The sequence below is a fragment of the Rhodopila sp. genome, assembly GCF_965277825.1.
In the GTDB taxonomy this organism is placed as follows: Bacteria; Pseudomonadota; Alphaproteobacteria; order Acetobacterales; family Acetobacteraceae; genus Rhodopila.
The window spans coordinates 2,234,808-2,260,629 of sequence record NZ_OZ255846.1; the positions used below are offsets into that span (position 1 = coordinate 2,234,808).

A 25,822-nucleotide genomic window follows, 5' to 3' on the forward strand; every position below is an offset into this window, starting at 1 on the left:
CCTTGGTGGTAGTTGCGGGTTTGTTCTTGGAAGTTAGGGGAATATTCCCCAATTTGCAAGGATATTTCCTTATTTCTGAGCCGAGAGTTGGTCGCCAAGCGGCGGTATGGCAGAACTGTTCCGGCTAGAGTGCGGTGACCGTAAACGGTCGTCGGCTGGGGCTCTTTGTTTGAGCGGGCAACTTTATCAGCCTGGCTTCCCGGTCTGGCGCTCGGGTTATGGCATAGCGGCAGCGAGCGAGGGGTGCCGGACCCCGACCAGATCGGACGGCAGTGCCGTCCGCGAAGCGGCCGCGGGCAAAAAAGTATCATTGCTGCGGTGCAAATCGCGTTGCGCGAACAGATTGGCTGCCTCTAAGTCTGTTGCGACAGGCGGGTCACATAGAATGGCCGGCCGGCAGGGCAGGAGCGATGCGTTTGGATCCGGATCTCGAGTTGGTGCAGGTGCGTGCCGACCAATCGTTCAAGGTCTGGTCGCACGGCTATCCGTACCGCACCGTGCGCTGGCATTTCCATCCCGAATACGAGCTGCATCTGGTCACCGCCACCGACGGTCACCGTCATGTCGGCGACCATATCGGTGCGTTCACACCGGGTGACCTGGTGCTTACTGGACCCAACCTGCCGCACAACTGGATCAGCAGCGTGCGCGAGGGTGAGACGGTCGATGAGCGCTGCCTTGTCCTGCAGTTCACCGAGGCATTCATACAGACCTGCATCGCGGCGTTTCCCGAGTTGCGGATGGTCGCGACGTTGCTCGCCGAGTCACGCCGCGGCGTGCGGTTCGAACCCGCTGTCGCCGAACAGGTGGCGCCTGCCATGCGCAGCCTGTTGGGCGCCGAGGGCGGGCATCGGATCGCCTTGTTCATGGCGGTGCTGGACCTGCTGACCCGGGGCCGGCGTTCGCCGCTCGCCAGTATCGGCTTTCAGCCGAACGCCTCGGCCTACCTGTCCGGCACGATGAACGTCGTGCTGCAGCATATCGGCCGCAACTTCACCGGCGATCTCTGCGAGCAGGACCTGGCCGGCCTCAGCCGCCAGAGCGTGAGCACATTCTCGCGCTCATTCCGCAGGCACACGGGCATGACCTTCGTTGGCTACGTCAACGCGCTGCGGGTCGAGCTTGCCTGCCAGTACCTGACGCAGGCCAAGTTGAGCGTGACCGAGATATGCTACGCTGTCGGGTTCAACAACGTTTCGAACTTCAACCGCCAGTTCCTTGCGCTGAAGGGCATGGCGCCGTCGCGCTTTCGCGCGCTGCGTCGCGGCGGGCGGAGCCTGGCCGCGGCGGCTTGAGAGCAATCAACCGGAGACGACGCCGATGACACGTTCGACCATGTTGGCCACGGCCGTTTTGGCTACGCCCATGTTGGCCGCGCCCAAGTTGGCGTCGCCCGTTTTGGCTGCGCCCATCCGGGTCGCGCCCATGTTGGCCGCACCCATCCGGGTCGCGCCCATTTTGCTCACCCTGGCGGCCGGCCTGCTTGGCGGGACCGCGTCCGCCGCGCCGCTGGCCAATACCAGCGTCGCGTTCCTGATGCCGGACCAGAGCTCGACCCGCTACGAGCAGCATGACCACCCGGGCTTCGTCGCCGAGATGAAGAAGCTGTGCGCCAGTTGCACCGTGCTGTATCAGAATGCCGATGGCGACGCGGCTCGCCAGCAGCAGCAGTTCAACTCCGCGGTCACCCAGGGCGTGAAGGCGATCGTGCTGGACCCGGTGGACTCCACCGCCGCCGTTTCGCTGGTGAAGCAGGCGCAGGCGCAAGGCATCAAGGTGATCGCCTATGACCGGCCGATTCCCGCCACCAAAGCCGACTTCTACGTGTCGTTCGACAACGAGGCGATCGGCCGCACGATCGCCAAGTCGCTGGTCGATCATCTGAAGGCGGGCGGGGCGCGGACCGAAGGCATGGGGCTGCTCGAGGTCAATGGCTCGCCGACCGATGCCGCCGCGGGACTGATCAAGAAGGGCATCCACGAAGGCCTGGCCGATGGCGGCTACAAAACGTTGGCCGAGTACGATACGCCGGACTGGGTGCCGGCCAAGGCGCAGCAGTGGGTTTCCGGCCAGATCTCCCGCTTCAACGGCAAGATCGTGGGCGTGGTGGCGGCCAATGACGGCACCGCCGGGGGCAGCGTCGCTGCCTTCAAGGCCGCCGGGGTCAATCCGGTGCCGCCGGTGACCGGCAATGACGCGACGATTGCCGGGCTGCAGCTCATCATCGCGGGCGACCAGTACAACACCATCTCCAAGCCCAGCGAGATCGTCGCCGGGGCGGCGGCCGATGTGGCGGCCGCGCTGCTGCAGGGTGAGACGCCCAAGGCCGACACCACGTTGTTCAACACGCCCACCAAGCTGTTTACGCCGACGCTGGTCACGCGGGAGAACCTCAAGCCGGAGATCATTGAGCGGAAGATCGACGGCAAACCGATCGAGACCGCCGCCGTGCTGTGCGCCGGGCGCTACGCGGCGGGGTGCAAGCAGCTTGGTATCTCGCCGTGAGCGGCGGCGCGCCGGTGCTTAGCCTGCGCGGCATCGGCAAGACGTTCGGCGCGGTGTCGGCGCTGAGCGACATCGACCTCGACGTGCACGCCGGTGAGGTGGTGGCGCTGGTGGGCGACAACGGCGCCGGCAAGTCCACGCTGGTGAAGATCCTGGCTGGGGTGCTGCCGCAGAGCAGCGGCAGCATGACGTTCGGCGGTCAGGCGGTTTCGCTGACCGGGCCAAGTCATGCTCTGTCGCTGGGCATCGCAACGGTGTTCCAGGATCTGGCGCTGTGTGAGAACCTCGACGTCGTTGCCAACATTTTCCTTGGCCGCGAGCTGGGCCCGTATGGGCTGGACGAGGTGGCGATGGAGATCCGGGCCTGGCGGCTGCTGAACGAGCTGTCGGCGCGGATTCCCAGCGTGCGGGTGCCGATTGCCTCGCTTTCGGGCGGCCAGCGGCAGACGGTGGCGATCGCGCGCTCGCTGCTGCTCGATCCGACGCTGATCATGCTGGACGAGCCGACCGCGGCGCTGGGGGTGGCGCAGACCGCCGAGGTGCTGAACCTGATCGAGCGGGTGCGCGGCCGCGGCCTGGGCGTGATCATGATCAGCCACAACATGGAGGACGTGCGCGCCGTGGCGGACCGCATCGCGGTGCTGCGGCTGGGCCGCAACAACGGTATCTTCTACCCGGACGCGTCGAACCAGGAGCTGGTCAGCGCGATCACCGGAGCGGCCGACAACGCGGTGTCGCGCCGCGCCGACCGCCGTGCCGACCGCCGTGCCGATCGCAGCGCCGACCAAAGCGCCGACCGCAGCGCCGGCCACGGTTCCGAGGTCAGCGCCGACCACGGTGCCGAGGTCAGCGCCGACCACGGTGCCGAGGGCAGCGCCGGCCACGGTGCCGAGGGCAGCGCCGGCCACGGTGCCGAGGGTAGCGCCGACCGCAGCGCTAACCACGGCGCCGACCACGGCGCGACTGGGGCCAGGCCGTGAGCGCCGACGGCGCCGCCCCGCTCGACCGCGCCGATAGCCGGGTGCGCCACGACGCGGGCCTGGTGGGCGCGCTGCGCGGCTTTGCCGACCGGGTCCGTTCGGGCGACCTCGGCTCGCTGCCCGTCGTTGTCGGACTGGCGATCATCTGGACGGTATTCGAGTTTCTCAACCCGGTCTTTCTGTCGAGCAACAACCTGGTCAACCTGCTGTTCGACTGCTCGACCACCGGCGTCATCGCGCTCGGCATCGTCTGCATCCTGATGGTGGGGGAGATCGACCTGTCGGTGGGTTCGGTCAGCGGCTTTGCCTCGGCGCTGGTCGGGACGCTGTGGGTCAACCAGGGCTGGCCGGTCGGCTTGGCCATTCTGGCGGCGCTGGCTGTCGGCGGCGGGTTCGGCGTGGTTTATGCGGCGCTGTTCAACCGGCTGGGCATGCCGAGCTTCGTCTCGACCCTGGCCGGGCTGCTTGCGGTGCTGGGGTTGCAGCTTTTCATCCTGGGCGACACCGGGTCGATCAACCTGCCCTATGGGTCGTGGCTGGTCGATCTTGGCCAGCTTCTGACAGTGCCGCACGTGCTGTCCTACGGGCTGGTGGCAGTGGCGGGGCTGGCGCTGTTCGCCAGTGGCTGGCGCACCCTTGTGCGGCGGCGCCGGGCTGGGCTTACACCGCCCTCGCTGGCCGGGATCGTGGTGCGTGCGGCCATCTTTACGGCCGCGCTGGAGGCGGTCGCCGTCTACCTCAATGCCGCCCGCGGCGTGCCTTGGATGTTCTGCATCTTCGTGGCCCTGGTCGTCGGCATGGACTACGCGCTGCGGCGCACCCGGTGGGGCCGCGCGATGACGGCGGTTGGCGGCAACCGGGAGGCGGCGCGCCGAGCCGGCATCGACGTGCGCGGCATTTACACCAGCGCGTTCGTCCTGTGTGCCGCGTTGGCGGCGCTGGGTGGCGTGCTGTCGGCGGCGCGTCTTGCCTCGGCCAGTCAGCAGGGTGGCACCGGGGACGTGAACCTGAATGCCATCGCGGCCGCGGTGATCGGCGGCACCAGTCTGTTTGGCGGCAGGGGGAGTGCCTATTCCGCGCTGCTGGGCATCATCGTCATCCAGTCGATCTCGAGCGGGCTGACGTTGCTCGATCTGTCTTCTTCGCTGCGCTACATGATCACCGGCGGCGTGCTTGCCGTTGCGGTCATCGTCGACTCGCTGGCCCGGCGGTCGCGCCTGTCGCACGGCCGTGGCTGAGCACCCATCCATCCCTGACGGAGCCACGCCATGACCGAGGAGCTTTCCGGCCAGGTTGCCGCGATAACCGGCGCGGCGTCCGGCATCGGGCTTGAATGCGCCAGGGCCATGCTGGGCGCCGGCGCGCGGGTGGTGCTGATCGACCGCGACGCCGCCGCGTTGCGCGCCGCTTGCGCCGGGCTGGGCGAGGGCGCCATTGCGCTGGAGATCGACCTGCTGTCCCCGGCGAGCGTTGCGGGGATGATGCCGGCGATCCTGGGGCAGGCGGGGCAGCTCGACATCTTCCACGCCAATGCCGGGTCCTATGTCGGCGGCGATGTGCTGGGGGGCGACCCGGACGCCTGGGATCGCATGCTCAATCTGAATGTCAATGCCGCGTTCCGCTGCATTCATGCGGTGCTGCCGCATATGGTCGAGCGCGGCACCGGCGACATTATCTTCACCAGCTCGATCGCCGGGCTGGTGCCGGTGGTGGTCGAGCCGGTCTATACGGCGTCGAAGCATGCGGTTCAGGCCTTTATTCATACGTTGCGGCGTCAGGTTGCGCCGCATGGCATCCGGGTGGGCGGGGTTGCGCCGGGACCGGTGTTGACCCCGCTGCTGCGGGACTGGCCGCAGGCGAAAATGGACGAGGCGCTGGCCTCCGGCAGCCTGATGGAACCGCGGGAGGTGGCAGCGGGGGTGCTGTTCATGCTGACGCGGCCGCGCAACGTGACCATTCGGGATTTGGTCATCGTGCCGCAGCGGCTCGATATGTGAGCACGGGCGCGGCGATGGTGGACGCGGTCATCGGGGTCGATATCGGCACGCAGAGCACCAAGGCGGTGCTGGTGGCGGCCGACGGCGCGATCCTGGGTCAGGCTTCGCGGGCCTATGCGCCGGATACGCCGCGGCCGAACTGGGCGGAACAGCATGCCGGCGTTTGGCTGGCGGCGGTCGAGCAGGCGGTCGCGGAGGTGGCGCAGATGGCGGCGGCGGAGGTGAAGGCGATCTGCGTTTCGAGCCTTTATGGCGGTTCGGGTATTCCGGTGGATTCGGCTATCGAGCCGCTGCATCCCTGCCTGATCTGGATGGACCGCCGGGCGGAGGCGCAGGTGACCTGGGTCGAGCGGACGGTTGATGTTGAACGGCTGCGTGCCGTTACCGGCAACGGCGTCAACAGTTATTACGGTTTTACCAAGATGCTCTGGCTGCGCGAGGAGCGGCCCGAGGTGTGGGGGCGCACCGCCTATCTGCTGCCGCCGAACGCCTGGGTCATCCACCGGCTTACCGGACAGCTTGCGGTGGATCACTGTTCGGCTGGGAATATCGGTGGGGTTTATGACATTGCCGCCCGTGGTTGGTCGGGCGAGATGCTGGATGGGTTGGGTATTCCGCGCCGCATGATGCCTGAGCGCCTGGTGCAGTCCACCGATATTGTCGGCGGCCTGCTGTCTTCGGTTGCCGCGCGGCTTGGGTTGCCGAACGGTGTCCCGGTCGTGGCCGGAGGGGTTGACGCGGCGATCGCGACCTATGCCGCGGGGGTGACGGAGCCGGGCGAGCAAGTGGCGATGATCGGCACCAGCATGTGCTGGGGCACCATCGCGCCGGCGGCGGATGCCTCGCTCGGGCTGGTTTCGATGCCGTATGTCGTCAATGGCGGCCGTGACCTCTACGTCTTCGGGGGCGCCAGCACGGCGGGGGCGTGCGTTTCCTGGTTCCGCGAGCAGTTCTGCCAAGCCGAGATGGCGGCGGGGCGCGAGCGGGGGACGGATCCGCATGTGCTGCTGGAGCAGGCTGCGGCGGCCATCGCGCCGGGGTCGGACGGGCTGGTGTTCCTGCCTTACCTGATGGGCGAGCGGTCGCCGATCTGGGACGGCGATGCGTCGGGGGCGTTCATTGGGCTGAACCTGTTCCATACGCGCGCGCATCTTTATCGCGCGGTGCTGGAGGGCGTGGCCTACGCGCTGCGGCACAACATGGAGGCGATCTCCGGCGCGCGGTTGAGCGAGCGGCTGATCGTTGTGGGCGGGGCGGCGCGGTCGGACGTCTGGATGCAGACGATTGCCGATGTTACCGGGTTCGCGGTGTGGACGATCCGCGAGGATGTCGAGGCGGCGCTGGGCGCGGCTCGGCTTGGCGCGATTGGCGTTGGGCTGATCGGGGTCGAGGACCGGGACGCTTGGATCACGCTGGTGGAGCGGGCGGTTCCGGAGCGGGGCGCCGCGGCGAGGCTGGAGGCTGGGTATCGGGTCTATGCGGGGCTGTATCCGCAGCTTCGTGGGTCGATGCATGCGCTTTCGGCGATGCGGGGGCAGGGGGAGCGGCAGCAATTACGTTGAACCCGGACCGGTGCTTGCGTCGCAGGATCGAGACGCTGGAAATCGAGGAGCTTCGACGGCTGATCCGGGAGGGCATCGACAGCGGGCCAAGCTTGGATGCGAGGAGGTGTTCGATCGCCTGCGGACCCGGCTGGGTGGGCAAAAAACGGTGAGCCTAACGCGCCGGCTGGTTATATCGCCGCGCGCCGGCGCCGACCTGGAGGAAATAGCCGACGCTATCGCTCGTGATAATCCGGCGTGGACGCACGTGCCATCGGGGTTGAGCGGGTTCACACCGCCAGCATCGCCTGGGCGCAGGCGTCGAGGATGGCGTCGGTGTCGAGGCCGTATTCGCGGTAGAGGTCGGGGATGTCGCCGCCCTGGCCGAATCGGTCGGGGCCGAGCGGCACGACGCGTTGGCCGCGCACCGAACCGAGCCAGGCGTGGGTGGCGGGGTGGCCGTCGAGTATGCTGACCAGGGCGGCGCCGCGGGCCAGGGGGGCGAGGATGGTCTCGATATGGGCAACGGCGTCGCGCTGGCCGCGGCGGCGGGCGCGCTGGGCGGTGAGCCAGCCGGCGTGCAGGCGGTCGGGGGAGGTGATCGCCAGCAGGCCGGCGCCGGGTTCCTCGGTGGCCAGTTCGGCGAAGGCGGCTTCGGCTTCGGGGGCGACCGGGCCTTGGTAGGCCAGGGCGATGCGGGCGTTCGGGGGCGGGGGTACCACCCAGTGGGCGCCGGCGATTACCGCTGCCGGGTCTAGTGTGCGTTGTTTCTGTTCCAGGGCTCGGGTGGACAGGCGCAGCCAGACGGCGGACCCGTCGGGGCGCTGCATGAAGTCGAGCGCGTGGCGCAGCAGGATGGCGAGTTCGTCGACGTGGGTCGGCTCGAAGCTGGCGAGGCGGTCGGCGGCCATGCCGATGAGGGGGGTGTTGACCGATTGGTGCTGGCCGCCCTCGGGGGCCAGGGTGATGCCGGAGGGGGTGGAGACCAGCAGGAAGCGCGCATCCTGGTAGCAGGCGTACAGCAGGGCATCGAGGCCGCGGTTGACGAACGGGTCGTAGACGGTGCCGATCGGCAGCACGCGGGCGCCGGTCATGCCGGGGGCTAGGCCGGCGGCGCCCAGCAGCAAAAACAGGTTCTGTTCGGCGATGCCGAGCTCGATGTGCTGGCCCTTGGGGGACATGCCCCAGCGCTGGGCGGAGGCGAGCTTTGAGTCGCGGAACACGTCGTTTCTTGTGTGCCGGTCGAAGATGCCGCGGCGGTTCACCCAGGGGCCGAGATTGGTGGAGACGGTTACGTCGGGCGAGGTGGTCATGATGTGGGCGGCGAGGTCCTTGAGGTCGTCGTTGCCGCGGCCGATCTCGGCCAGGATTTCGCCGAAGCCGCCCTGGGTGGACATCTTCCGCCCCGACAGCCGGGGCAGCGGCAGGGTGGGGGGGACGTGCACCGGGGGGGAGGACAGGGTGCGGCCCTCGGGCGTCAGCTTGGTGCCGAAGGGGCAGTCGCGCAGGAATTCGCGCAGTTCGGGTTCGGGGATGTCGAGGCCCTCGAACGGGTCCCATTCGTGGCCGGGGCGGATGTTCATTTCGTGGCGGAACAGTTCCATCTGTTCCTTGCTCATTAGGCCGGCGTGGTTGTCCTTGTGGCCGGCGAACGGCAGGCCCATGCCCTTGATGGTGTAGGCGATGAAGCAGGTCGGCTGGTCGCCGTCGGCGTCGGCGGCGCGCAGGTTTTCGATGATGGTCTCGATGTCGTGGCCGCCGAGGTTGGTCATCAGCGCGCCGAGTTCGTCGTCGGTGAGTTCGTCGATGATGGCGCGGGCGCGGGAACGGCCGAGGTCGGCGAGCAGGGTCTGGCGCCAGGCGGCGCCCCCCTGGAAGGTGAGCGCGGCGTAGAGGCTGTTGGGGCAGTCGTCGATCCAGTCGCGCAAGCCGTCGCCGCCGTCGCGGGCGAAGGCGGCTTCCAGCTTGCGGCCGTATTTGATGGTGACGCAGTTCCAGCCCATGTCGCGGAACAGGCCCTCGATGCGGCCGAACAGGCGGTCGGGGACGACACTGTCGAGGCTCTGGCGGTTGTAGTCGACGATCCACCAGACGTTGCGGACGTCGTGTTTCCAGCCCTCGAGCAGGGCCTCGTAGATGTTGCCCTCGTCGAGTTCGGCGTCGCCGCAGATGGCGATGTGGCGGCCGGTGGGCAGGTCAGTGCGGCCGAGCGCATGCAGGCGGGTGTAGTCGGCCATCAGGGCGGCGAAGCTGGTCATGGCGACGCCCAAGCCGACCGAGCCGGTGGAGAAATCGACCTCGGCGCCGTCCTTGACGCGGGACGGGTAGGGCTGGATGCCGCCGAACTGGCGCAGGCCTTCGAGTTTGTCGCGGGTCTGGCGGCCGAACAGGTAGTTCATGGCGTGGAAGACGGGGCCGGCGTGGGGTTTGACGGCGATGCGGTCCTGCGGGCGGGCGACTTCGAGGTAGAGCGCTGCCATGATCGAGATGACCGAGGCGCAGGAGGCCTGGTGGCCGCCGACTTTCAGGCCGTCTCGGTTGGGGCGGATGTGGTTGGCGTGGTGGATCATCCAGGCGGACAACCAGAGCAGCTTGCGTTCGAGCTGGTTGAGGATCTGCACGTGGCGCGATTGCGGCGGCGCCAGCGGGGTGATCGCGGGGGTGATCGCGGTCAGAGGCGCGTTCATTGGGGGCTCCGGGCGGTGTCGGACGTGGTAGGATTTTCGCACTGTTTGGGCCGGCCGTCACCAGCGGCGGATTCCGTGGTGGGCCGGGGGATGGCAAGGATTGACTTCGGCGGCTGCGTTGGCAGTGTTCTCGGCAGGGTTGGCGGGCAGGCAGCCGGAAGTTTGCGACGGTGGGACGATCCGTCCGGCGACTTGCTGGTATTCGGCGCCGGCTTCCGCGTCAGCGAGTTGCGCCGCAGGCTGGGGCTGGACGCTACCGGAGGTAAATCGCCGCCAGCGGGATCGTCACGCCGGCTTCCGGCAGGTCGAGGTTGGCGTCGATGCCGGCGATGGTCTCGGCCTCCCAGCCGGAGGAGCGACGGCGGACGGTGATCTCGGGCCGGTCGGTTTCCAGCATCACGTAGGATTGGATGGTGGCGACGGCGGCGTATTCCATCGCCTTGACCCGGCGGTCGGTCAGCGCGGTGGAGGGGGACATCACTTCGAACACCACGGTCGGCGAAACAATGTCGCTGTCCTCATCCGGTTCGGAGCAGATGATGCTTGCGTCCGGGTAGCGCACCCGGCCGGGTGTCAGAACCTTCAGCTCGGGACCGAGCGGCTCGCACGGGGATTTTACATGTTGTACGAGGGCGACGGTCAGCCGGGTGGTGATTCGATTATGGGCGAGGCTGCCTCCGGTCATGGCGACCGGCTGGATCCCGTCGAATTCGAAGCGTAGTTCTTGCGCCCGTTCCCAAGCCAGGAACTCATCCACGGTCAGCGGCTTCAGCGATGCGCTCATGCGTCTGTTCCCATGCGCCTGACGGCGCAACCACTTAATACCGGGATCATGGCCCAAGATCCACTATCGCCACATTTGGCGGTGTGGTCACCACGGGACAGTCACCATCGCCGGGGCTCCGCCGGGCGCCGTCAGTACGGCCGAATGGACTTTGCTGGCGGTAGATCGAGGGTCGGCGGGGTCTGGTTGCGTGTGGCCCCGAACTTGCTTAGCCACGTGGGCAATCATTCGTGGGCAATCATCCAGGGAGACGGGCCGAACGATGTCGCAAGCCAGCGCCGATCCGCGGCTGATCGCTGCCAGGCCCGCGCCCAGGCGGCGGGTGCGGCTGTCGTGGTCCGATCCATCGTTCCGGGCGTTGGTGTGGCAGGTCGTGATCGTCGGTGCGGTGGTGGCGATCGGCTGGTATTTCATCAGCAACACGGCGCAGAACCTGGCTGCCCGCCACATCGCCACCGGGTTCGGATTTTTGGGCCGGGTGGCCGGCATTCCGGTGGGCGAAGCTCTGCTGGCGTATGATCCGTCGGTCAGCACCTATGGTCGGGCGCTGCTGATCGGGGTGTTGAACACGCTGCAGGTCTCGGTGATCGGCGTGGTGCTGGCGACGATCCTGGGCACCGTCATCGGCATCGGGCGGCTGTCGCGCAACTGGCTGCTGGCCAGGCTGACGGCGTTCTATGTCGAGACGCTGCGCGATATTCCGCTGCTGTTGCAGTTGCTGTTCTGGTACACCTTGCTGCAGCAGTTGCCGGGACCGAAGCAGGCCTGGCATCTGGGGCATCTGGTGTTTCTGTCGAACCGCGGCATCAGGCTGCCGGAACTGGTCTGGCAGCCGGCGTATGGGTGGATGCTGGCCGCGTTTGGCGTCGGGCTGGCGGGCACTCTGCTATTGCTCGGCAGGGCGCGGCGGCGCCAAGAGGTGACCGGGGTGCGGCCGGCGGTGTGGCCGGTAGCGCTGGCTCTGCTGATCGGACTGCCGGTGGCGGTGTGGGCGGTGCTAGGGGCGCCGTTCGCGGTGGAACTGCCGGTGCTGCGCGGGTTCAACTTTCAGGGCGGCGGCACGCTCAGTCCTGAATTCTTCGCGCTGCTGACGGGGCTGGTGACCTATACCGCCTCATACATCGCCGAGATCGTGCGATCGGGCATCCAGGCGGTGCCTCGGGGGCAGTGGGAGGCGGCGGAGGCGGTCGGGCTGGGTTCGGCGCAGGTGCTGCGGCGGATCGTGCTGCCGCAGGCGTTGCGGATCATCATTCCGCCGATGACCAGCCAGTATCTGAACCTGACCAAGAACAGCTCGCTGGCGGTGGCGATCGGATTCCAGGACATCGTCTCGATCGCCAACACGACGCTGAACCAGACCGGGCAGGCGATCGAGGGGATTGCCATCATCATGGCGGTGTATCTGACGATCAGCCTGTCGATCAGCCTGTTGATGAACTGGTACAACGCGCGCATCGCGCTGGTGGAGCGCTAGACCATGATCAGCATGACTGTGCATGCCGAACATGGTCTAGCGCTTTGTTTTGTCGCATGATTCACGTGCCTCGAACGTTCCGCCCAGCGCGATCATGCTGCACGGCATGAGTCAGGCCAGCGCGAACGTCGAACCGATCGCCATTGCCTCGCGGGATCGGCCGCCTGCCGGATTGGTTGGGCCGTGGGCTTGGGTGCGGGCCAACCTGCTCGGGTCTTGGTGGTCGACCGCGGTCACGCTGGTGCTGGGCTATGTCATCGTCCGCGTGGTGGTCGGCCTGGTGGCGTGGGGGGTGGTGCACGCGGTGTGGAGCGTGCCGTATGGGGCGAACGGTGTGCCCGACACGACGGTGTGCCAGAACGCGCACGGTTACGGTGCCTGCTGGGCGGTGTGGGCGGACAAGTACCGGCTGATCCTGTTCGGCCGCTATCCATATCAGCAGCAGTGGCGGCCGGCGATCGTGGTGGGGCTGTTCATCGCCCTGTTCGTGATCTCCGGCATGCGGCGGTTCTGGCGCAGGGAGCTGGTGCTGGTCTGGATCGGCACGCTGGCCGCGGTGGGCGTGCTGATGTGGGGCGGGGTGTTCGGGCTGCTGCCGGTCACCGAGGATCAATGGGGCGGGCTGCCGATCACGCTGATCCTGGCGACGTTCGGGGCGGCGTTCGCGTTTCCGCTGGCGCTGCTGGTGGCGCTGGGGCGGCGATCGACCCGGTTGCCGGCGGTGCGGCTGCTGTGCGTGCTGTATGTCGAGTTGATCAGGGGGGTGCCGCTGATCTCGCTGCTGTTCATGGCCAGCGTGATGTTTCCGCTGTTCATGCCGGCGGGGGTGAACGTGGACAAGCTGCTGCGGGCGCAGGTCGCCATCATCCTGTTCGCCGGGGCGTATCTGGCCGAGGTGGTGCGCGGCGGCTTGCAGGCGCTGCCTCGGGGGCAGGCCGAGGCGGCCGATGCGCTCGGGCTGGGGTATTGGCGCAAGACCGGGCTGATCATTCTGCCGCAGGCGCTGCGGCTGGTGATTCCGCCGTTGGTGAATACCTTTATCGGGTTCTTCAAGGATACTTCGCTGGTGCTGATCATCGGGCTGTTCGACCTGCTGACCATGGGCAAGGTGGCGCTGAGCGATCCGCCTTGGCAGAGCTTTTCGACCGAGGTCTATATTGGGCTGGCGGTGATCTATATCGCGTTCTGTTTTGCCATGTCGAAGTATAGCCGCGGGCTGGAGCGTGATCTCAATCGCTCGCGCGGGCAATGACCGGGGGGTGCGGATGAGCCAGGCGATGGCGCGGGATGCGGAGGGGTCGGGGGCACCGGCGATCACGCTGGACAAGGTGAACAAATGGTACGGCAGCCTGCACGTGCTGCGGGATGTGTCGCTGACGGTGGGGCAGCAGGAGCGGGTGGTGGTGTGCGGGCCGTCGGGGTCGGGCAAGTCGACGATGATCCGCTGCATCAACCGGCTGGAGACGCACCAGGAGGGGCGGATCGTCGTCGACGGCACCGAGCTGACCGACGATCTGCGGGCGCTGGACACGATCCGGCGCGAGGTCGGCATGGTGTTTCAGTCGTTCAACCTGTTTCCTCATTTGACCATCCTGGAGAATTGCACGCTGGCGCCGATCTGGGTGCGCAAGATGCCCAAGGCGGAGGCGGAAGAGGTGGCGATGAGCTATCTGCGGCGGGTGAAGATTCCGGAGCAGGCGGGGAAGTATCCGGGACAGTTGTCGGGCGGGCAGCAGCAGCGGGTGGCGATCGCGCGGGCGCTGTGCATGAAGCCGAAGATCATGCTGTTCGACGAGCCGACCTCGGCGCTGGATCCGGAGATGATCAAGGAGGTGCTGGATACCATGATCGGGCTGGCCGATGACGGGATGACGATGGTCTGCGTGACGCACGAGATGGGGTTTGCCCGGCAGGTGGCGCATCGGGTGGTGTTCATGGATCGGGGCGAGATCGTCGAGAGCGGGGCGCCGGGGGAGTTGTTCGAGAACCCTCGGACGGAGCGGTTGAAGCTGTTTTTGAGCCAGATTCTGCGCGGGGACTGAGGCGGGAGCCGCGCGGCGGTTGATTTTGCTTGAAGTTAGGGTGGAGATTGTGTAGACGTAAAGCTTGGATTGTGTTCGCGGCTACACGAGGTGTGTGATGCCCTTGAATATCAGAAACGATTTGGTGAATGACCTGGCCGAGGCGCTGGCGGCTCGGACCGGCAGCAACAAGACGGACGCGGTGGCGCGGGCCTTGCGCAATGAGCTGCAGCGGCTGGACGATGCGATGTCGCTGCGTGAGCGGCTGGGTCCGGTGCAGGCGCGCGTGGCGTCCCGGCCGACGACGGGCAAGGAGGCCGACAAGGCGTTCTACGACGAGCTCAGCGGCGAGGGGTGATGTTCGTCGATGCTTCGGCCATCGTCGCCATTTTGACTCAGGAGCCGGAGGCCGAGGCGCTGATCGACCGGTTGGAACGCGCGGTGCGCCCGATCAGTTCGGCGATCGCGGTGTTCGAGGCGGCGCTGGGGCTGTGCCGCAAGAGCCATGTCAGCGTTGCGGAGGCGGAGGCGGATGTGGGCGAGTTCCTCAGCAGCGCCCGGGTCACGCTGGTGCCGGTCGGGGCGGGGGAGGCGACGACGGCGCTGGGGGCGTTTTCCCGCTACGGCAAGGGTCGCGGGCATCCGGCGCAGCTTAATATGGGGGACTGTTTTGCGTATGCGGTGGCGAAGGGTCACCGGGTTTCGTTGCTGTACAAGGGTGACGATTTCAGCAAGACCGATATCGGGCTGGAATGATCTGACGCGGGCGCGCGGTCAGCGTTTCGGGGATTGCTGCATTTCGCGGCGGGCATCCTCGAGCAGGCGGCTTTCGTTGCGGTGGATGAAGATGATGGCGGCCAATAGGGCGGCGGCGCCGATCACCGCCAGGACGATGCCGACGGGTCCGCTGATGCGCTTGGCGGCATCGCCCAGGGCGTAGGCGCCGAAGCCGTAGAGCGATGTCCAGGCGAGGCCGCCGGCTGAGTTCCACAGCAGGAAGTTGTGCCAGGGCATGCGGTTGGCGCCGGCGAGCAGGGCGGCGAAAGTTCGCAGCAACGCGACGAAGCGGCCGAAGAACACCACGGGGGCGCCGTATTTGCGGAACAGGAAGCGGCCGAGTTCCAACCGGTCCTCGGACAGTCCGAGCTTGCGGCCCCATCGTTTCAGTACGCGGAAGCCGATCCAGCGGCCGATGAAATAGCCGATCTGGTCGCCGCAAATCGCCGCCGCCGCCGCTGTTGCCACGAGCAGGACGATATTGAGATGGTGGGTGCTGGCGGCATAGAGCGCGGCGGCGATCATCAGGCTTTCGCCGGGCAGTGGCAGGCCGATGCTTTCCAGCATGATGATGACGAAGACAGCGGTGTAGCCGTATTGGTGGAACAGGCTGTCCAACAGGTGCATCGGCAGCAGCGACATTTCGGGACGGCCCTTGGGTGTTGGCGTGCGCTACCAGGAAATCGCAACGCGGGAAACGCAGCGGTGTTACCGCGGGCTGGTTCGCGATGTGGTTGGGTGGAGTTGCGGGGAGCCATGTCGGATATCAGATCGTCGGCTAGCCGGTCTTCGGGTTGATTGCCGAAACGGACCGGAAGGCCGAGGCGAGCCTGTCCGACGTCAGTGGCAGGGGAACCAGGAGGCAAGGCGGCAAGGCCGCCAGAACATCGAGATCGAGTTTGTCCGATGTCGCGCTAATGATAACGATCGGAAGGCTTGGGCGCACGCGGGTGAGGAAGGCGGCGACCTCGGCTTGCACCGACGGGTCGCGGATGTCGATGACGGAAAAGTCGAAACGGCCGGGTGCGGCTTCAATGGCGGCCCGCATAGCATCGATGTCGTAGAACCCCACCGGCTCGTACCCCAGAGCAGCGATGACTTCCTCGTCGTGCATCTGCCGGGAAAGATCACTGGCCAGCAGCAGGACGGTCTCGCCGTTGCCGAAGGGTCGGGTATGGGATGAAACCGCGACAAAGTCTGGCGTGCGCGGCAACCAAACCTCAAATCGGCTGCCTTCGCCGACGGTGCTTTCGACATGTAGCGTGCCGCCATGCTCTTGCACGATGTTCCGCGCGGTGGCGAGGCCGAAGCCGTGGCCATCGGGGCGCGTGGTGAAGAAGGGCTCGAAAATGCGGCCCATGGTTTCGGGATCCATGCCGCGGCCTCGGTCGGAGACGGTCAGTCGCAGATAGCTTCCCGCGGCGAGGCGGCCATGGCTGAACCGGCGTTCTTGCGGCAATTCCTGTCTGTCCAGCGTGCATGTCACGTCGCCATGCAGGTCCATCGCCTGCGCGGCATTGTTACAGAGGTTGACGATCACTTGCTGTAGCTGCGCCGGTTCACCGGTTACCAGGCATCGGCCTTCAGACGGACCATTGGTGACAATCCGGAGCTCCGGCGGCAGGCTTCGCGCAAGCTGGGCGGCCGTTTCGGCCACAAGGGACCCCATGTCGACGCAGCCGCGGCGCGTATCTCGCTTGCGTCCGTAATTGAGGATCTGCTCGATGAGTGTTCTTGCCCGCTCGCCGGCCTGGCGAATACCGGCGACCTGCTGCACGAGCTTCGGGTCGGCTTGGGTGGTTTCCTCCATCATTTCAGTATAGCCCAGGATGGTGCCGACGATATTGTTGAAATTGTGCGCAACGCCACCGGTGAGGGCGGCGATCGTTTCGACTTGCCGGGCGCGCTGGACGGATTGCTCCAGCCGAACGCGATCGCGGGTCAAGACTTCGCGGCTGACGGCGTTGGCGATGGCGTCGAATGCCATGCGCAACAACCTGAGCTCAGGCGGATTGCCGTGCTGGCGTGACCGCAGGCAATCCAGACCCAGCAGGCAGGACATCTTGTTGCTGCCTTCGGTTGCAACGCATGTCCAACTTTCGACGCCGGCCGAATCCAGTTCTTGTTTCATCGGTCCGTCGGGCAGCAGGCGTCGATCGCCGATGTGGGTGACACCCTGTTCGGGGGGCGCAAGGCCAGCGGCGAGCCGGGCCGCGTTGTGCGGCCAGTCGGCAGGGTAGACGACGCTCGGCTTGGCCCAGACGTAGGTTTGAGGCGAAGCACCCAGCACCAGGAAATAGGCTCTGTCGGCCGCTTCCAGATTGGCGAGTTCGGCCAGCGCCAAGCCGACGAGGGCGCCCAGCTCGTTGCCGGTCGAACTGATGAAACGCACCGACAGGGACGCAACGGCGCGTTCGAATTCAGCCCTTCGGCGAGCTGCCAGACGGCGGCGATAAAGGTGGGTTCCGAGATTTATGACCTGGACCAGCAACAGGAGAGAGGTGGCGTAAAGCAAGCCGCGGAAGCGGACCGCCCGGGTCGCTTCCGCCTGCTGGGCGAGCGCGATGATGGCGGAGGCCTTCGCCTGTTGCTCCGCCACGGGCAGGCGGAGAATATCCCTGAGGACCTTGTCGGTCGTGGGAAGCAGGTCGCGCAGCAGCCGGCCATAGGCCAGCAGGGCCGAGGCTGGATCGATGAGGTCGGGGGGAACCGGTTGCGCCGCCAGAAGGTCGAGTTGATGGCTGACCTCCCGCACGGTTTCCGGCGAGGTGTCGAGCGTCAGTTGCAGCATCGCGGCACTGAGATTGTTCACCGCCTGGGTCAGGGAAGCGGGCGCACTGGGCGCCTGCAGCCGGCGGCTGAACACCTGGAAATGAGCCAGTGCATTCTGCAACAGCGCATTGTCGGATTTGAACGTCTCGTCCAGGGAGTCTTGACGCGCGGCGAGCGCACCGAGTGGGCGCCCGTCATTCAAGGTGGCCGCCCGCATCCGGGCGAGCGCGTCATCGATCAGCGACGTGGCCTGGTTCACCGGATCGTAATTGCGCAGCAGGCCGGCGCGCAAACTGAGAAGATCGCTATGCAGGGCGCTTTCATTCACCGCGAAGTCGTTCAGAGCCGCGCTTGCCGAGTCCAGATCGGGCTGGTGGGATGTGGATGTGATCCCGATCAGCGAGCCGGCCAAGGCGAGTAGCAATGGCATGGTCAGGATGACGGACGTTCGCGGCGTCATTGGGCCGGCTTCCGCACCGGTGAACCATCATAGTCTCCGGTAAGAGTGCCGAGAAACGCAACGATCTCGTGATCCTGTTGGTCGGTCAAAGTCCGGTTCAGTTGGGCGGACGCCATTCGGCGCACGGCTTCCGCCAATGTCGGCGCGCTGCCGTCATGGAAATACGGAGCGGTCGTGGCAACGTTGCGAAGCGACGGAACCCGCAGCAGAATCGAGCCTGAGTCGGTGAGCGGATGAAAGATGCCTGAGCGCTCGAAGAGGTTACCGCCCACGTTGGCGCCCTGATGACAGTCGATACAACCCATCGACTGGAAGTCATGGTAGCCGCGCAGTTCGACGTCCGACAGCGCCGCGGTGTCACCGGCCAGCCAGCGGTCGAAGCGGCTGCCGGGCGTGGTGAGAGATCTTTCGAAGGTGGCGATTGCATCGACAAGGTTCTTGCGATCGGCGGGGCGGCCGTAGGCTGCTTTGAATCGGGACCCGAGGTCGGCGGCCTGATTGAGCCGAACCGTCACCTGCCGTGGGCTGTTCGCCATGGTTCCGTGCGCGCGCAGTGCGCTGAGGACCTGATCTTCTAACGAATGCTCGTCGCCATTCCAATCCAGGCGAAAGTTGAGAGCCGCGTTGAAAACGGTTGGCGTGTTGTCCGACACCGGCGCACCGGCAAGCTGATCGAACCGGCTTGCACTGGCACCGTTGGTCCGCAGATCGTGGCACGAGACGCAGGCCAGCTTGCCGGTGTCGAACAGGCGCGGATCGTCAAACAGCGCTGCACCCAGCGCGAGCTTACGCGGATCGGCCGGCGCCGGTTGTGGCGTGGGCGTGATCGGCGTCTGAAAAGTTTCGGATGAAACTGTTGAACTGCCGTGTTTCGGGTTGGGCGGAGTGCCCCAGTCGGCCAACAGCCATAGCCATCCGCCGCAGGTCAGGCACACAAGCGCGGCAATTACAATGGTAAACCAACGATCAACCCGGCGCCACATGCTCATTGGCGAGTGGTCCTTTAATGTCGGAGCGCTTCAGCTCCGGCCCGAGCTTGGCGAGACAGTGGGGCTTGTCAAATTAAGATCGGCTGCAAATGTAATATTCAGAGGGTTTTTACCGCACCAACAAATTTGTATCCGACCCCCCGTTCGGTCTGGATCAACTGTGGCGCGGTTGGCTCGGCTTCGAGTTTGCGGCGCAGGCGCAGCACCTGCACGTCGATGCTGCGGTCGAAGATGTCTTCGTGCACGCGCGTTGCCTGCAACAGGTGTTCGCGGGACAACGGCCGGCCGGGTGCTTCGAGAAACGCCACCAGGAGCGCAAACTCGCCTTTGGTCAGCGGGATCGGCTCGCCCGACGGATTGCGCAGGTCACGCCGGCGCTGGTCCAGTTGCCAGCCGTTGAATTCGTATCCCTGGGTTTTTTCAACGGCGCGAGCGAGTCGGCCGCCCGCCTCCTGGCGGCGCAACACCGCCCGAATGCGGGCCAGGAGTTCGCGCAGGCTGAACGGTTTTTCGAGATAGTCGTCGGCGCCGACCTCGAGGCCGATGACCCGATCGACCTCGTCCTTCCGATGTCCGGTGATAATGATCACCGGCACATCGGATTGGCGGCGGATGTCGCGCAACAGATCCAGCCCGTCGTCCTGGTCGAGGCGAAGATCGAGAATGATAAGGTCCGGGTCGCCAGCGGCCAGATGCTGCACCATTTCGCGCCGGCCTGAGGCGCAGGCCACCGCCATGTCCTGGCCAGTCAGATAGTTGGCCAGCATCTGCCGCATGCCAGAGTCGTCCTCGACGATCAATATGGAGCAGGTGTTGGCGCCGGTATTCATTCGCGTCACCTCAGCCCCAGGGCAGGGAAGGCAGTTGATCATCGATCGTCCCTGATAATTCCGAGCCATTACTGATACTGCCAAGTCAACTGGTCAGCCAGAAATGGCGCAGTGGCATATAGGGCGGACCCGGTGCCTGCACAAGGCAGATGCGGAATCCGGTAATCCGCCACAGAAAATCGTCAAGGGTTTCAGGCGTAACACAAAGGTCCCGGCTTGCAATCCGCTTGTAGGATCGGGAGGTGAAGATCGCTCCGGTCACTGATGACAACGGAGAGATCGATATGCCGCAGAGCATGCCTGAATTGCCTGCTTGTTTCACCGAAAAGACGGGTTTTCAAGCGGGCCGGGAATCTGGCGTCGTTTCACCCATGGGTCGGGCGATGGAGAAGGTCGAGACGGTCGCCATGCGCTGTCTGAAGGCGGCTGGCAATGCGTTTGTCGAGGGGCTCGTCGCTTACGCCAGCTCGATGCATGGCTTGCCGAACCCGCTGCAGCTCGATGCGTGGCGGGTCGACACCGCGTCAGGCGGAGGCACTGACGGGTCGGCGGAAATCATGACGCCGCACTATCAGGAGATCGACGAACTGATCGCCTGGCTGGAGGCGCAGAGCGATCGGGCTCGGGACCGGCTGGGAGTGACGAATGGCTGATCGAGACAGGCAGGGCAGGGTGAGCAGTCTGCTGTTGCGTCGCAATCAGGTCGAGCCATGCGGCAGGCCCGCAGTCCGTACGACGATGGTATCAGAGGAAAGCATCAGGACGATGAGGGTTATCAAACGAGGCGGGGCGGCTACCGCGGTTGTGGCCGCCGTGGCGATCGCGCTGGGGGTGCCGGATCTGGCTTCGGCAGGGTGGCATCAGGGATGGCGCTGGGCGTCAGTTTTGCCCGCGCCGCCGGTCGATGGGAGGCGTGGAACAGATCGGGATGGCCTTGGATGGGATGGCCGCGTGGCGGTTCTTGGTGCTGTCCCGTCCGTCATTGCGACCCCTTCCGCGGTTGTGTACTTGCCACCACCGGTTGCGTTTGGGGCGCCGTTCCCAGCGGCCTGGGGGGCACAGCGTTGATCGGCTGGGTTCGATCACCAAGCGATGTGCTGCAAGGTCTTCCTGGCCGATGCCGTAAGGCGGGGCGGCGGATAATGCTTCGATCAGGCCGCTGGTGGCGGCCCGACGGAAGGGCCAGGCCGATCCACGCGAGGACTGACCTTGCCGCGGCAGTAATGCAACCGGTCGAGCGTGAAACCGGCTGGTGATCCGAGAGAGTCTACTAGTCCCAGAATGCGTGAATACAAACGGAGACTTCAATTGCAACAGACTAATTCACCTGACCATCAGGTTGCGGATTGGCTTTCGCGATTTGACCAGCTTCTGACGAGGGGTCATTTGGAAGCAGCGATGGAGCTCTTCCTGGCTGATTCGTTCTGGCGCGATATCGTGTCGTTTACCTGGAACATCCATACAGCCGAGGGGCGGGATGCAATACACGAAATGCTGCGGGCCTGCCTGGATACGGCGAAGCCAGCGAGCTGGCGGCCAAGTGGTTCGGCTCACGAGGTGGACGACATCGTCGAATGCCGCTTCGACTTCGAGACGGCGGTCGGCCGCGGCACCGGTGTGCTACGACTCAAGGATGGGCGTTGCTGGACGATACTGACGACGCTTGTCGAGCTGAAGGGGCATGAGGAGGCGGTCCGCGACCGTCGTCCGGTCGGTCTGGCGGTTGGCGAATATCGCCATGGCCGCGAGACATGGCGGCAGCGCCGAGAGCGCGACGTGATGGAAATTGGCGTCACCCGGCAACCCTATTGCCTGATTGTGGGCGCTGGCCATTGCGGGCTGGCACTCGGCGCTCGGTTGAAGCAGTTGGGTGTTCCCACGCTGCTGATCGATCGTCTGGAAACGCCTTCGGATGTGTGGCGGAACCGTTACGATACGTTGGTGACCAATTCGCCTGCCGCCGCCGATCATCTGCCGTACATGCCATTTCCCGACAATTGGCCGGCGTTCCCATCCAAGGATCAGGTTGCCAATTGGCTCGACGCCTACGCATCGATCATGGAACTCGACATCTGGTGTGGGACCGACTGTCGCGGTGCGCTGTTCGATGAAGCCGCGGACGAGTGGGCTGTCGAGGTGGTGCGTGATGGTCGAAGCATGACTTTGCGGCCACAACAGCTAGTTTTTGCAACCGGTTTTTCCGGGCCCGCGAACGTGCCGCAATTCCCCGGTGCCGAAAGATTCGCGGGCGAGCAGATCCATTCGGCGTCGTTCCGAACTGGTCATGAATACAGCGGCCGGCGGTGCGTTGTCATTGGTGCCGATGTGTCGGGGCATGACGTATCGGCGGCGTTGTGGGAAGCCGGGGCCGATGTCACTATGGTGCAACGATCACCGGTGATCATCATTCGGCGTGATGCGCTGATGAAGATGTTTGCCGAGCTCTATTCCGACGCGGCTGTCGATCGTGGCGTGACGCCCGAGGCGGCCGATCTGATGATCGCCTCGCTGCCGTTCCGCCTTATGGCGGATCAGCACGCCAAATTCTTCGCCGAAATCAAGCGTCACGACGCGGAGTTATATCGGCAGTTGGAGACGGCCGGCTTTCAACTTACCGATGGTGAAGACCATTCTGGATTTCTGCCGCAACTGTATCGTCGTGGAACCGGGTATTATGTGGATGTCGGTGCTTCGAAGCTGATTATCGATGGCAGCATCAAGCTTCGCAGCCGGGTCGGGATTGAGGCCATCACGGAGCACGGAGTCTTGTTGAGCGACGGGACCGAGTTGCCTGCCGACGTCATCGTCTACGCTACCGGTTACGATCGAGCAAAGAACTCGGCTTGGCAGATCTTGCCGGAGGAGGTCAGGGAAGCGGTCGGCAAGATCTGGGGCTACGGTTCGGGCGTGCGCGGCGACCCCGGTCCTTGGGACGGTGAATTGCGCAACGTGTGGAAGCCGACCCGGCAACGGGGTTTATGGTTCTATGTGGGCGGGTTCTTACACTCCCGGTTCTATTCGCGCGCACTGGCGTTGCAGATCAAGGCGAGGCAGCTGGGTATTTCCACGCCTGTCTATAAGATTCCGGAGACGCATTGTCATGATTGAGCGGCTGGCGGGGCGAATGGTTCACCACCGCGCTGAGGTGCCGCGCCAGCGTCTCGCACTGGTGTCTGATATCGGGGACCGCGGTCATTTCCCAGAACGCGGTTCGGGTTGCCGGCCCGACCGCGAAGATGCGCCGCGATATCGATCCGTCGGCGGTTCGGATCGCGCCACCGAGGCTGACATCGAGCCCAAGGCCCAGCCCGTCCGGCCGCGCCGCGCCGTCGCGAAGCAGCGCCTGCAACGACGGGTCGGCCAGGCGGGCGCACTCTATTCCGGGGCCGGTGCAGTTGATGACGCGAGCGATCGGTAGCGTGACGGTCTCGGCGTTGCCGCGCGAGCCGAAGGTCGCCGCGACGGTTCCAGCCTCAACCACGCAGGCCTGCAGACGACCGGCGTGGACTTGCAACTGGCCGACCGCTTGTGCGGCCTCGACGCGGTCGGCGATGGTGTCGGCCATGCGGTGGCGATGAATATCCCACCAGGGTTGCAGGTGGCGGAGAAACCGCCGCTGGTCATCGAGTGAGAACGCTTGCCACAGGTCGTTGGTAAACGGCCGCAGTGCATCGATGACGCCGCGCCAGTCGCCTGCGCGATCGGCGCGGCCCGCAGCAGGCGGAGGAGTGCGGTCAGCCGCGCCGGATAGGGCGCCGTCCTGTCCGGCGCCGGCGGGACCGAGGTGTGCTTGTGCGGCAGCTTTCCTCGCCGCGACAGGGCGTGGATCGGGCCGCGGTGGTGCTGGTCGAGCAGCGCCACCGCGGTATCGACCATGGTCAAGCCGGTGCCGATCAGCAGCACCGGTTCGTCCGGGTGCAGATCGGTCAGCGCATCGGGGGCCCGGGGGTCGTGGTGGTAGAACGGTGTTTGGTAGAAACTGCCGTCGCCGAGGGGGATCGGGCGCGGAGGGAGATTGCCGTTGGCAAGGACGACGAGATCCGCGGCAACCGATTGGCCGTGTTCCAACCGCAGCCGTTGTGTATGGGTGCGGTGATCGAGGCCGATGACATTGCCTTGCAGCAGGACCAGGCGTTGGTGCGGACCTTCCGCCCGCATGGCGTCCCGCAGCAGCGAGCGTAGATACATGCCGTAGACGGCACGCGGGACAAACGTCGTGGGTGCGGGCTGTGCGGTCCCGAGGTCGTCCGGCCGGGTGCGTTGCAACCAGTGCAGGAAATCGAGCGGACGTTCCGGAAACGCGCTCATTTTGCCGGCCGGGACGTTGAGCAAGTGACAGGGGTGCGGCGTGGCGTAGGCCAGGCCGGGGCCGTGGTGTTCATTGCGCTCGATCAGGATGATCCGGGTGTCGGCCGAACATCGGCGCAGCAGGTGCAGCGCCAGCATGGTGCCGCGGAAGCCGGTGCCGATGATGGCGATGGTTGTTGCGTTATCCTTATGACAAGGAGGTGGAGATGTAGCGGTGGCGGTGTCAGGCATCGGGTGCGTCTCCGTTCATTGATTGGTTCGGTTTAACGCGCAGCTCGCTCCAGATGACATGCAGGCCATGGCTGAGGGTTTCGCCGACCACCATGACCGAGCTGCCGAGCGGTTCGGGTGGCGGGGTGGTGTTCGGGGTGTGGCGGGTGCTGACGGCGGGCCGGGCTTTGCAGTTTGTTGTTTGGTCTTGCGTTGGAGCGGTGCGTGACCGGCGACGTCGGGCGTCGAACCGAGTGATTCTCAAGCCGGGTCCTCCTGCTGATGTGCGATTTATTTTGCCGGCTGCCCAGGTGGCGCCTGATCCGAACTTGGATGGTTTCCGCAGGGCGTTGGGTGGCGCCCCTGATTTCTTATTATCTACCGAACGTATAGGGATTAAGGGTACGGCAATTGGGCATTGTCAACCGGGGAATGCGACGGGCTATGCGACGGCGCGACGGGTGGAGGATGGTTTGGTACGAGGCCGGTTTGCCAGTTGTGCCAGTGAGCAGTGGTCGAGGATGTCGGCGACGGCGTCGCGCGCCTGTTGCAGCACCGGGCGCAGGGCGCAGATCACCGGGTCCACGCAGTCGGCGCAGGCGCCGTACTGGGTGCGACTGGAGCAGGGCGACAGCGCCAGCGGACCATCGATGACACGGATGATATCGCCGACGGCGATCCGCTGAGGCGGGCGGCTGAGGCGGTAGCCGCCATAACGTCCGCGCCGACTGTCGATGATGCCGCGATCGCGCAGGTCGACCAGGATCGCTTCGAGGAATTTTTTTGGCAGGTCTTGCGTGGTGGCGATATCGGACGCCAGCGCCCAGCTATCCTCGGTGTACTTTTCCGCCAGGAAGACCGCCGCGCGGAGGGCGTATTTGGCTTTGCTCGACAGCATTGGCGTTCCAGGTTCAGCGCGGGTGATGCGGGTTGGTCGTTGGTGCGCGGCTACAATGTACACCTTGTGGGACGGGAAGCCTATCGCCTAAAGTCCACTGGACTGGTAGGATCTGGGGTGGTGCGGTAGCGGATGTGCGGGACGCTGGGCTGGTTTGCCTCGACTGCCCTTGGGCGCCGCTTTGGGGCTGGGGACAAGGCCTGTCGTTGCAGCGGCCGCGTTGTGTGGAATTGGCTAGTCTGCCGAGGTGCGCTAAAGGTGCTCCGGACCGAACTGACCGTCATGGGCGCCCTTAGCTCAGTTGGATAGAGCAACAGCCTTCTAAGCTGTGGGTCGGTGGTTCGAGTCCACCAGGGCGCGCCATAAAACTCAATAACTTATCCTTGCTCTGTTGGAACGGTGTTCCTTAACTCCTCGGCGTTATGCCGCGACCAACCAGTGAGCGGGGCAGGCATCTCGCGTCTCCGCCCTCCTGCAGGACGAGAGTCAGGTGCCGGGCTTAGTGCTTCGCTGTCAGGAAATGATTTTCCAGCGCAGTCGCCGGACCGGTGTCACCGATGAAGCCGCTGAGCTGTTTGCGGACATGGTC

At 65.5% G+C, this 25,822-nt stretch carries 22 protein-coding genes and 1 tRNA gene; 15 read left to right on the forward strand and 8 right to left on the reverse strand.

Features of this window, described 5'->3' with window-relative positions:
• Positions 1-416: 416 nt before the first annotated feature.
• The 6 genes from ACQY4T_RS11185 to ACQY4T_RS11210 are packed head-to-tail and all read left to right on the forward strand — an operon-like array spanning position 417 to position 7,044.
• The gene (locus tag ACQY4T_RS11185) at positions 417-1,295 is read left to right on the forward strand and encodes an AraC family transcriptional regulator (protein ID WP_428541615.1); all 879 of its coding nucleotides are present in this window, start codon (positions 417-419) and stop codon (positions 1,293-1,295) included.
• Between the two features lie 40 nt (positions 1,296-1,335).
• A complete protein-coding gene (locus ACQY4T_RS11190) occupies positions 1,336-2,505 on the forward strand; it encodes an ABC transporter substrate-binding protein (RefSeq protein ID WP_428541619.1) in 1,170 nt (389 codons plus the stop codon).
• Complete coding sequence (locus ACQY4T_RS11195; RefSeq protein WP_428541622.1) at positions 2,502-3,485, forward strand: ATP-binding cassette domain-containing protein; 984 nt, start codon at positions 2,502-2,504, stop codon at positions 3,483-3,485. The genes ACQY4T_RS11190 and ACQY4T_RS11195 overlap by 4 nt, the downstream gene beginning before the upstream one ends.
• On the forward strand, positions 3,482-4,723 hold the full coding sequence (locus ACQY4T_RS11200) for a sugar ABC transporter permease (RefSeq protein WP_428541625.1): 1,242 nt from the start codon (positions 3,482-3,484) through the stop codon (positions 4,721-4,723). The genes ACQY4T_RS11195 and ACQY4T_RS11200 overlap by 4 nt, the downstream gene beginning before the upstream one ends.
• Positions 4,724-4,753: 30 nt before the next feature.
• Positions 4,754-5,482 (forward strand): SDR family oxidoreductase, encoded by a 729-nt coding sequence (locus tag ACQY4T_RS11205; RefSeq protein ID WP_428541628.1) that lies wholly within the window; start codon positions 4,754-4,756, stop codon positions 5,480-5,482.
• Positions 5,479-7,044: an FGGY-family carbohydrate kinase gene (locus ACQY4T_RS11210; RefSeq protein ID WP_428541631.1), complete on the forward strand. Its 1,566-nt coding sequence runs from the start codon at positions 5,479-5,481 to the stop codon at positions 7,042-7,044. Before ACQY4T_RS11205 ends, ACQY4T_RS11210 begins: the two co-directional genes overlap by 4 nt.
• A gap of 269 nt (positions 7,045-7,313) precedes the next feature.
• Here the strand turns inward: ACQY4T_RS11210 and ACQY4T_RS11215 are convergent, their stop codons facing one another.
• Both ACQY4T_RS11215 and ACQY4T_RS11220 read right to left on the reverse strand, forming a co-directional pair.
• A complete protein-coding gene (locus tag ACQY4T_RS11215) occupies positions 7,314-9,710 on the reverse strand; it encodes a 1-deoxy-D-xylulose-5-phosphate synthase N-terminal domain-containing protein (RefSeq protein WP_428541634.1) in 2,397 nt (798 codons plus the stop codon).
• A gap of 253 nt (positions 9,711-9,963) precedes the next feature.
• Entirely contained in the window at positions 9,964-10,494 is a 531-nt protein-coding gene (locus ACQY4T_RS11220; RefSeq protein ID WP_428541637.1) for a Uma2 family endonuclease, read from the reverse strand.
• Between the two features lie 262 nt (positions 10,495-10,756).
• Here ACQY4T_RS11220 and ACQY4T_RS11225 point away from each other — a divergent pair, with 262 nt between their 5' ends.
• The 5 genes from ACQY4T_RS11225 (at position 10,757) to ACQY4T_RS11245 (ending at position 14,745) form a co-directional block, all read left to right on the forward strand.
• The gene (locus ACQY4T_RS11225; RefSeq protein WP_428541640.1) at positions 10,757-11,968 is read left to right on the forward strand and encodes an amino acid ABC transporter permease; all 1,212 of its coding nucleotides are present in this window, start codon (positions 10,757-10,759) and stop codon (positions 11,966-11,968) included.
• 106 nt (positions 11,969-12,074) lie between these two features.
• Positions 12,075-13,220, forward strand: a complete 1,146-nt coding sequence (locus ACQY4T_RS11230) for an amino acid ABC transporter permease (RefSeq protein WP_428541643.1) — start codon at positions 12,075-12,077, stop codon at positions 13,218-13,220.
• Positions 13,221-13,245: 25 nt separating this feature from the next.
• Positions 13,246-14,010: an amino acid ABC transporter ATP-binding protein gene (locus ACQY4T_RS11235; protein ID WP_428541646.1), complete on the forward strand. Its 765-nt coding sequence runs from the start codon at positions 13,246-13,248 to the stop codon at positions 14,008-14,010.
• Between the two features lie 97 nt (positions 14,011-14,107).
• Positions 14,108-14,347 (forward strand): type II toxin-antitoxin system VapB family antitoxin, encoded by a 240-nt coding sequence (locus ACQY4T_RS11240; RefSeq protein WP_428541649.1) that lies wholly within the window; start codon positions 14,108-14,110, stop codon positions 14,345-14,347.
• Positions 14,347-14,745, forward strand: a complete 399-nt coding sequence (locus ACQY4T_RS11245) for a type II toxin-antitoxin system VapC family toxin (RefSeq protein ID WP_428541652.1) — start codon at positions 14,347-14,349, stop codon at positions 14,743-14,745. The genes ACQY4T_RS11240 and ACQY4T_RS11245 overlap by 1 nt, the downstream gene beginning before the upstream one ends.
• Positions 14,746-14,763: 18 nt before the next feature.
• Here the strand turns inward: ACQY4T_RS11245 and ACQY4T_RS11250 are convergent, their stop codons facing one another.
• The 4 genes from ACQY4T_RS11250 to ACQY4T_RS11265 all read right to left on the reverse strand — a co-directional run bounded on the left by ACQY4T_RS11250 (position 14,764) and on the right by ACQY4T_RS11265 (position 19,817).
• On the reverse strand, positions 14,764-15,408 hold the full coding sequence (locus tag ACQY4T_RS11250; RefSeq protein ID WP_428541655.1) for a DedA family protein: 645 nt from the start codon (positions 15,406-15,408) through the stop codon (positions 14,764-14,766).
• 136 nt (positions 15,409-15,544) lie between these two features.
• On the reverse strand, positions 15,545-17,998 hold the full coding sequence (locus ACQY4T_RS11255) for a two-component system VirA-like sensor kinase (RefSeq protein WP_428541658.1): 2,454 nt from the start codon (positions 17,996-17,998) through the stop codon (positions 15,545-15,547).
• A complete protein-coding gene (locus ACQY4T_RS11260; RefSeq protein ID WP_428541661.1) occupies positions 17,995-18,987 on the reverse strand; it encodes a cytochrome-c peroxidase in 993 nt (330 codons plus the stop codon). Before ACQY4T_RS11260 ends, ACQY4T_RS11255 begins: the two co-directional genes overlap by 4 nt.
• 98 nt (positions 18,988-19,085) lie before the next feature.
• Complete coding sequence (locus ACQY4T_RS11265; protein WP_428541664.1) at positions 19,086-19,817, reverse strand: response regulator; 732 nt, start codon at positions 19,815-19,817, stop codon at positions 19,086-19,088.
• A gap of 242 nt (positions 19,818-20,059) precedes the next feature.
• On the opposite strand from ACQY4T_RS11265, the gene ACQY4T_RS11270 reads away from it, so the two are divergent.
• The 3 genes from ACQY4T_RS11270 to ACQY4T_RS11280 all read left to right on the forward strand — a co-directional run bounded on the left by ACQY4T_RS11270 (position 20,060) and on the right by ACQY4T_RS11280 (position 23,235).
• On the forward strand, positions 20,060-20,470 hold the full coding sequence (locus ACQY4T_RS11270; protein WP_428541667.1) for a hypothetical protein: 411 nt from the start codon (positions 20,060-20,062) through the stop codon (positions 20,468-20,470).
• A gap of 745 nt (positions 20,471-21,215) precedes the next feature.
• Positions 21,216-22,925 carry a flavin-containing monooxygenase gene (locus tag ACQY4T_RS11275; protein WP_428541670.1) on the forward strand — a complete coding sequence of 570 codons (1,710 nt, stop codon included), beginning with the start codon at positions 21,216-21,218 and terminating at the stop codon, positions 22,923-22,925.
• Positions 22,918-23,235 (forward strand): hypothetical protein, encoded by a 318-nt coding sequence (locus ACQY4T_RS11280; protein ID WP_428541673.1) that lies wholly within the window; start codon positions 22,918-22,920, stop codon positions 23,233-23,235. Before ACQY4T_RS11275 ends, ACQY4T_RS11280 begins: the two co-directional genes overlap by 8 nt.
• Here the strand turns inward: ACQY4T_RS11280 and ACQY4T_RS11285 are convergent.
• Positions 23,193-24,356 carry an FAD/NAD(P)-binding protein gene (locus tag ACQY4T_RS11285; protein ID WP_428541676.1) on the reverse strand — a complete coding sequence of 388 codons (1,164 nt, stop codon included), beginning with the start codon at positions 24,354-24,356 and terminating at the stop codon, positions 23,193-23,195. The genes ACQY4T_RS11280 and ACQY4T_RS11285 overlap by 43 nt on opposite strands.
• A gap of 421 nt (positions 24,357-24,777) precedes the next feature.
• Positions 24,778-25,233, reverse strand: a complete 456-nt coding sequence (locus ACQY4T_RS11290; protein ID WP_428541679.1) for an RrF2 family transcriptional regulator — start codon at positions 25,231-25,233, stop codon at positions 24,778-24,780.
• 286 nt (positions 25,234-25,519) lie between these two features.
• Between ACQY4T_RS11290 and ACQY4T_RS11295 the strand changes: the two genes are divergently transcribed.
• Positions 25,520-25,596: transfer RNA gene (locus ACQY4T_RS11295), tRNA-Arg, on the forward strand.
• Positions 25,597-25,822 lie beyond the last annotated feature (226 nt).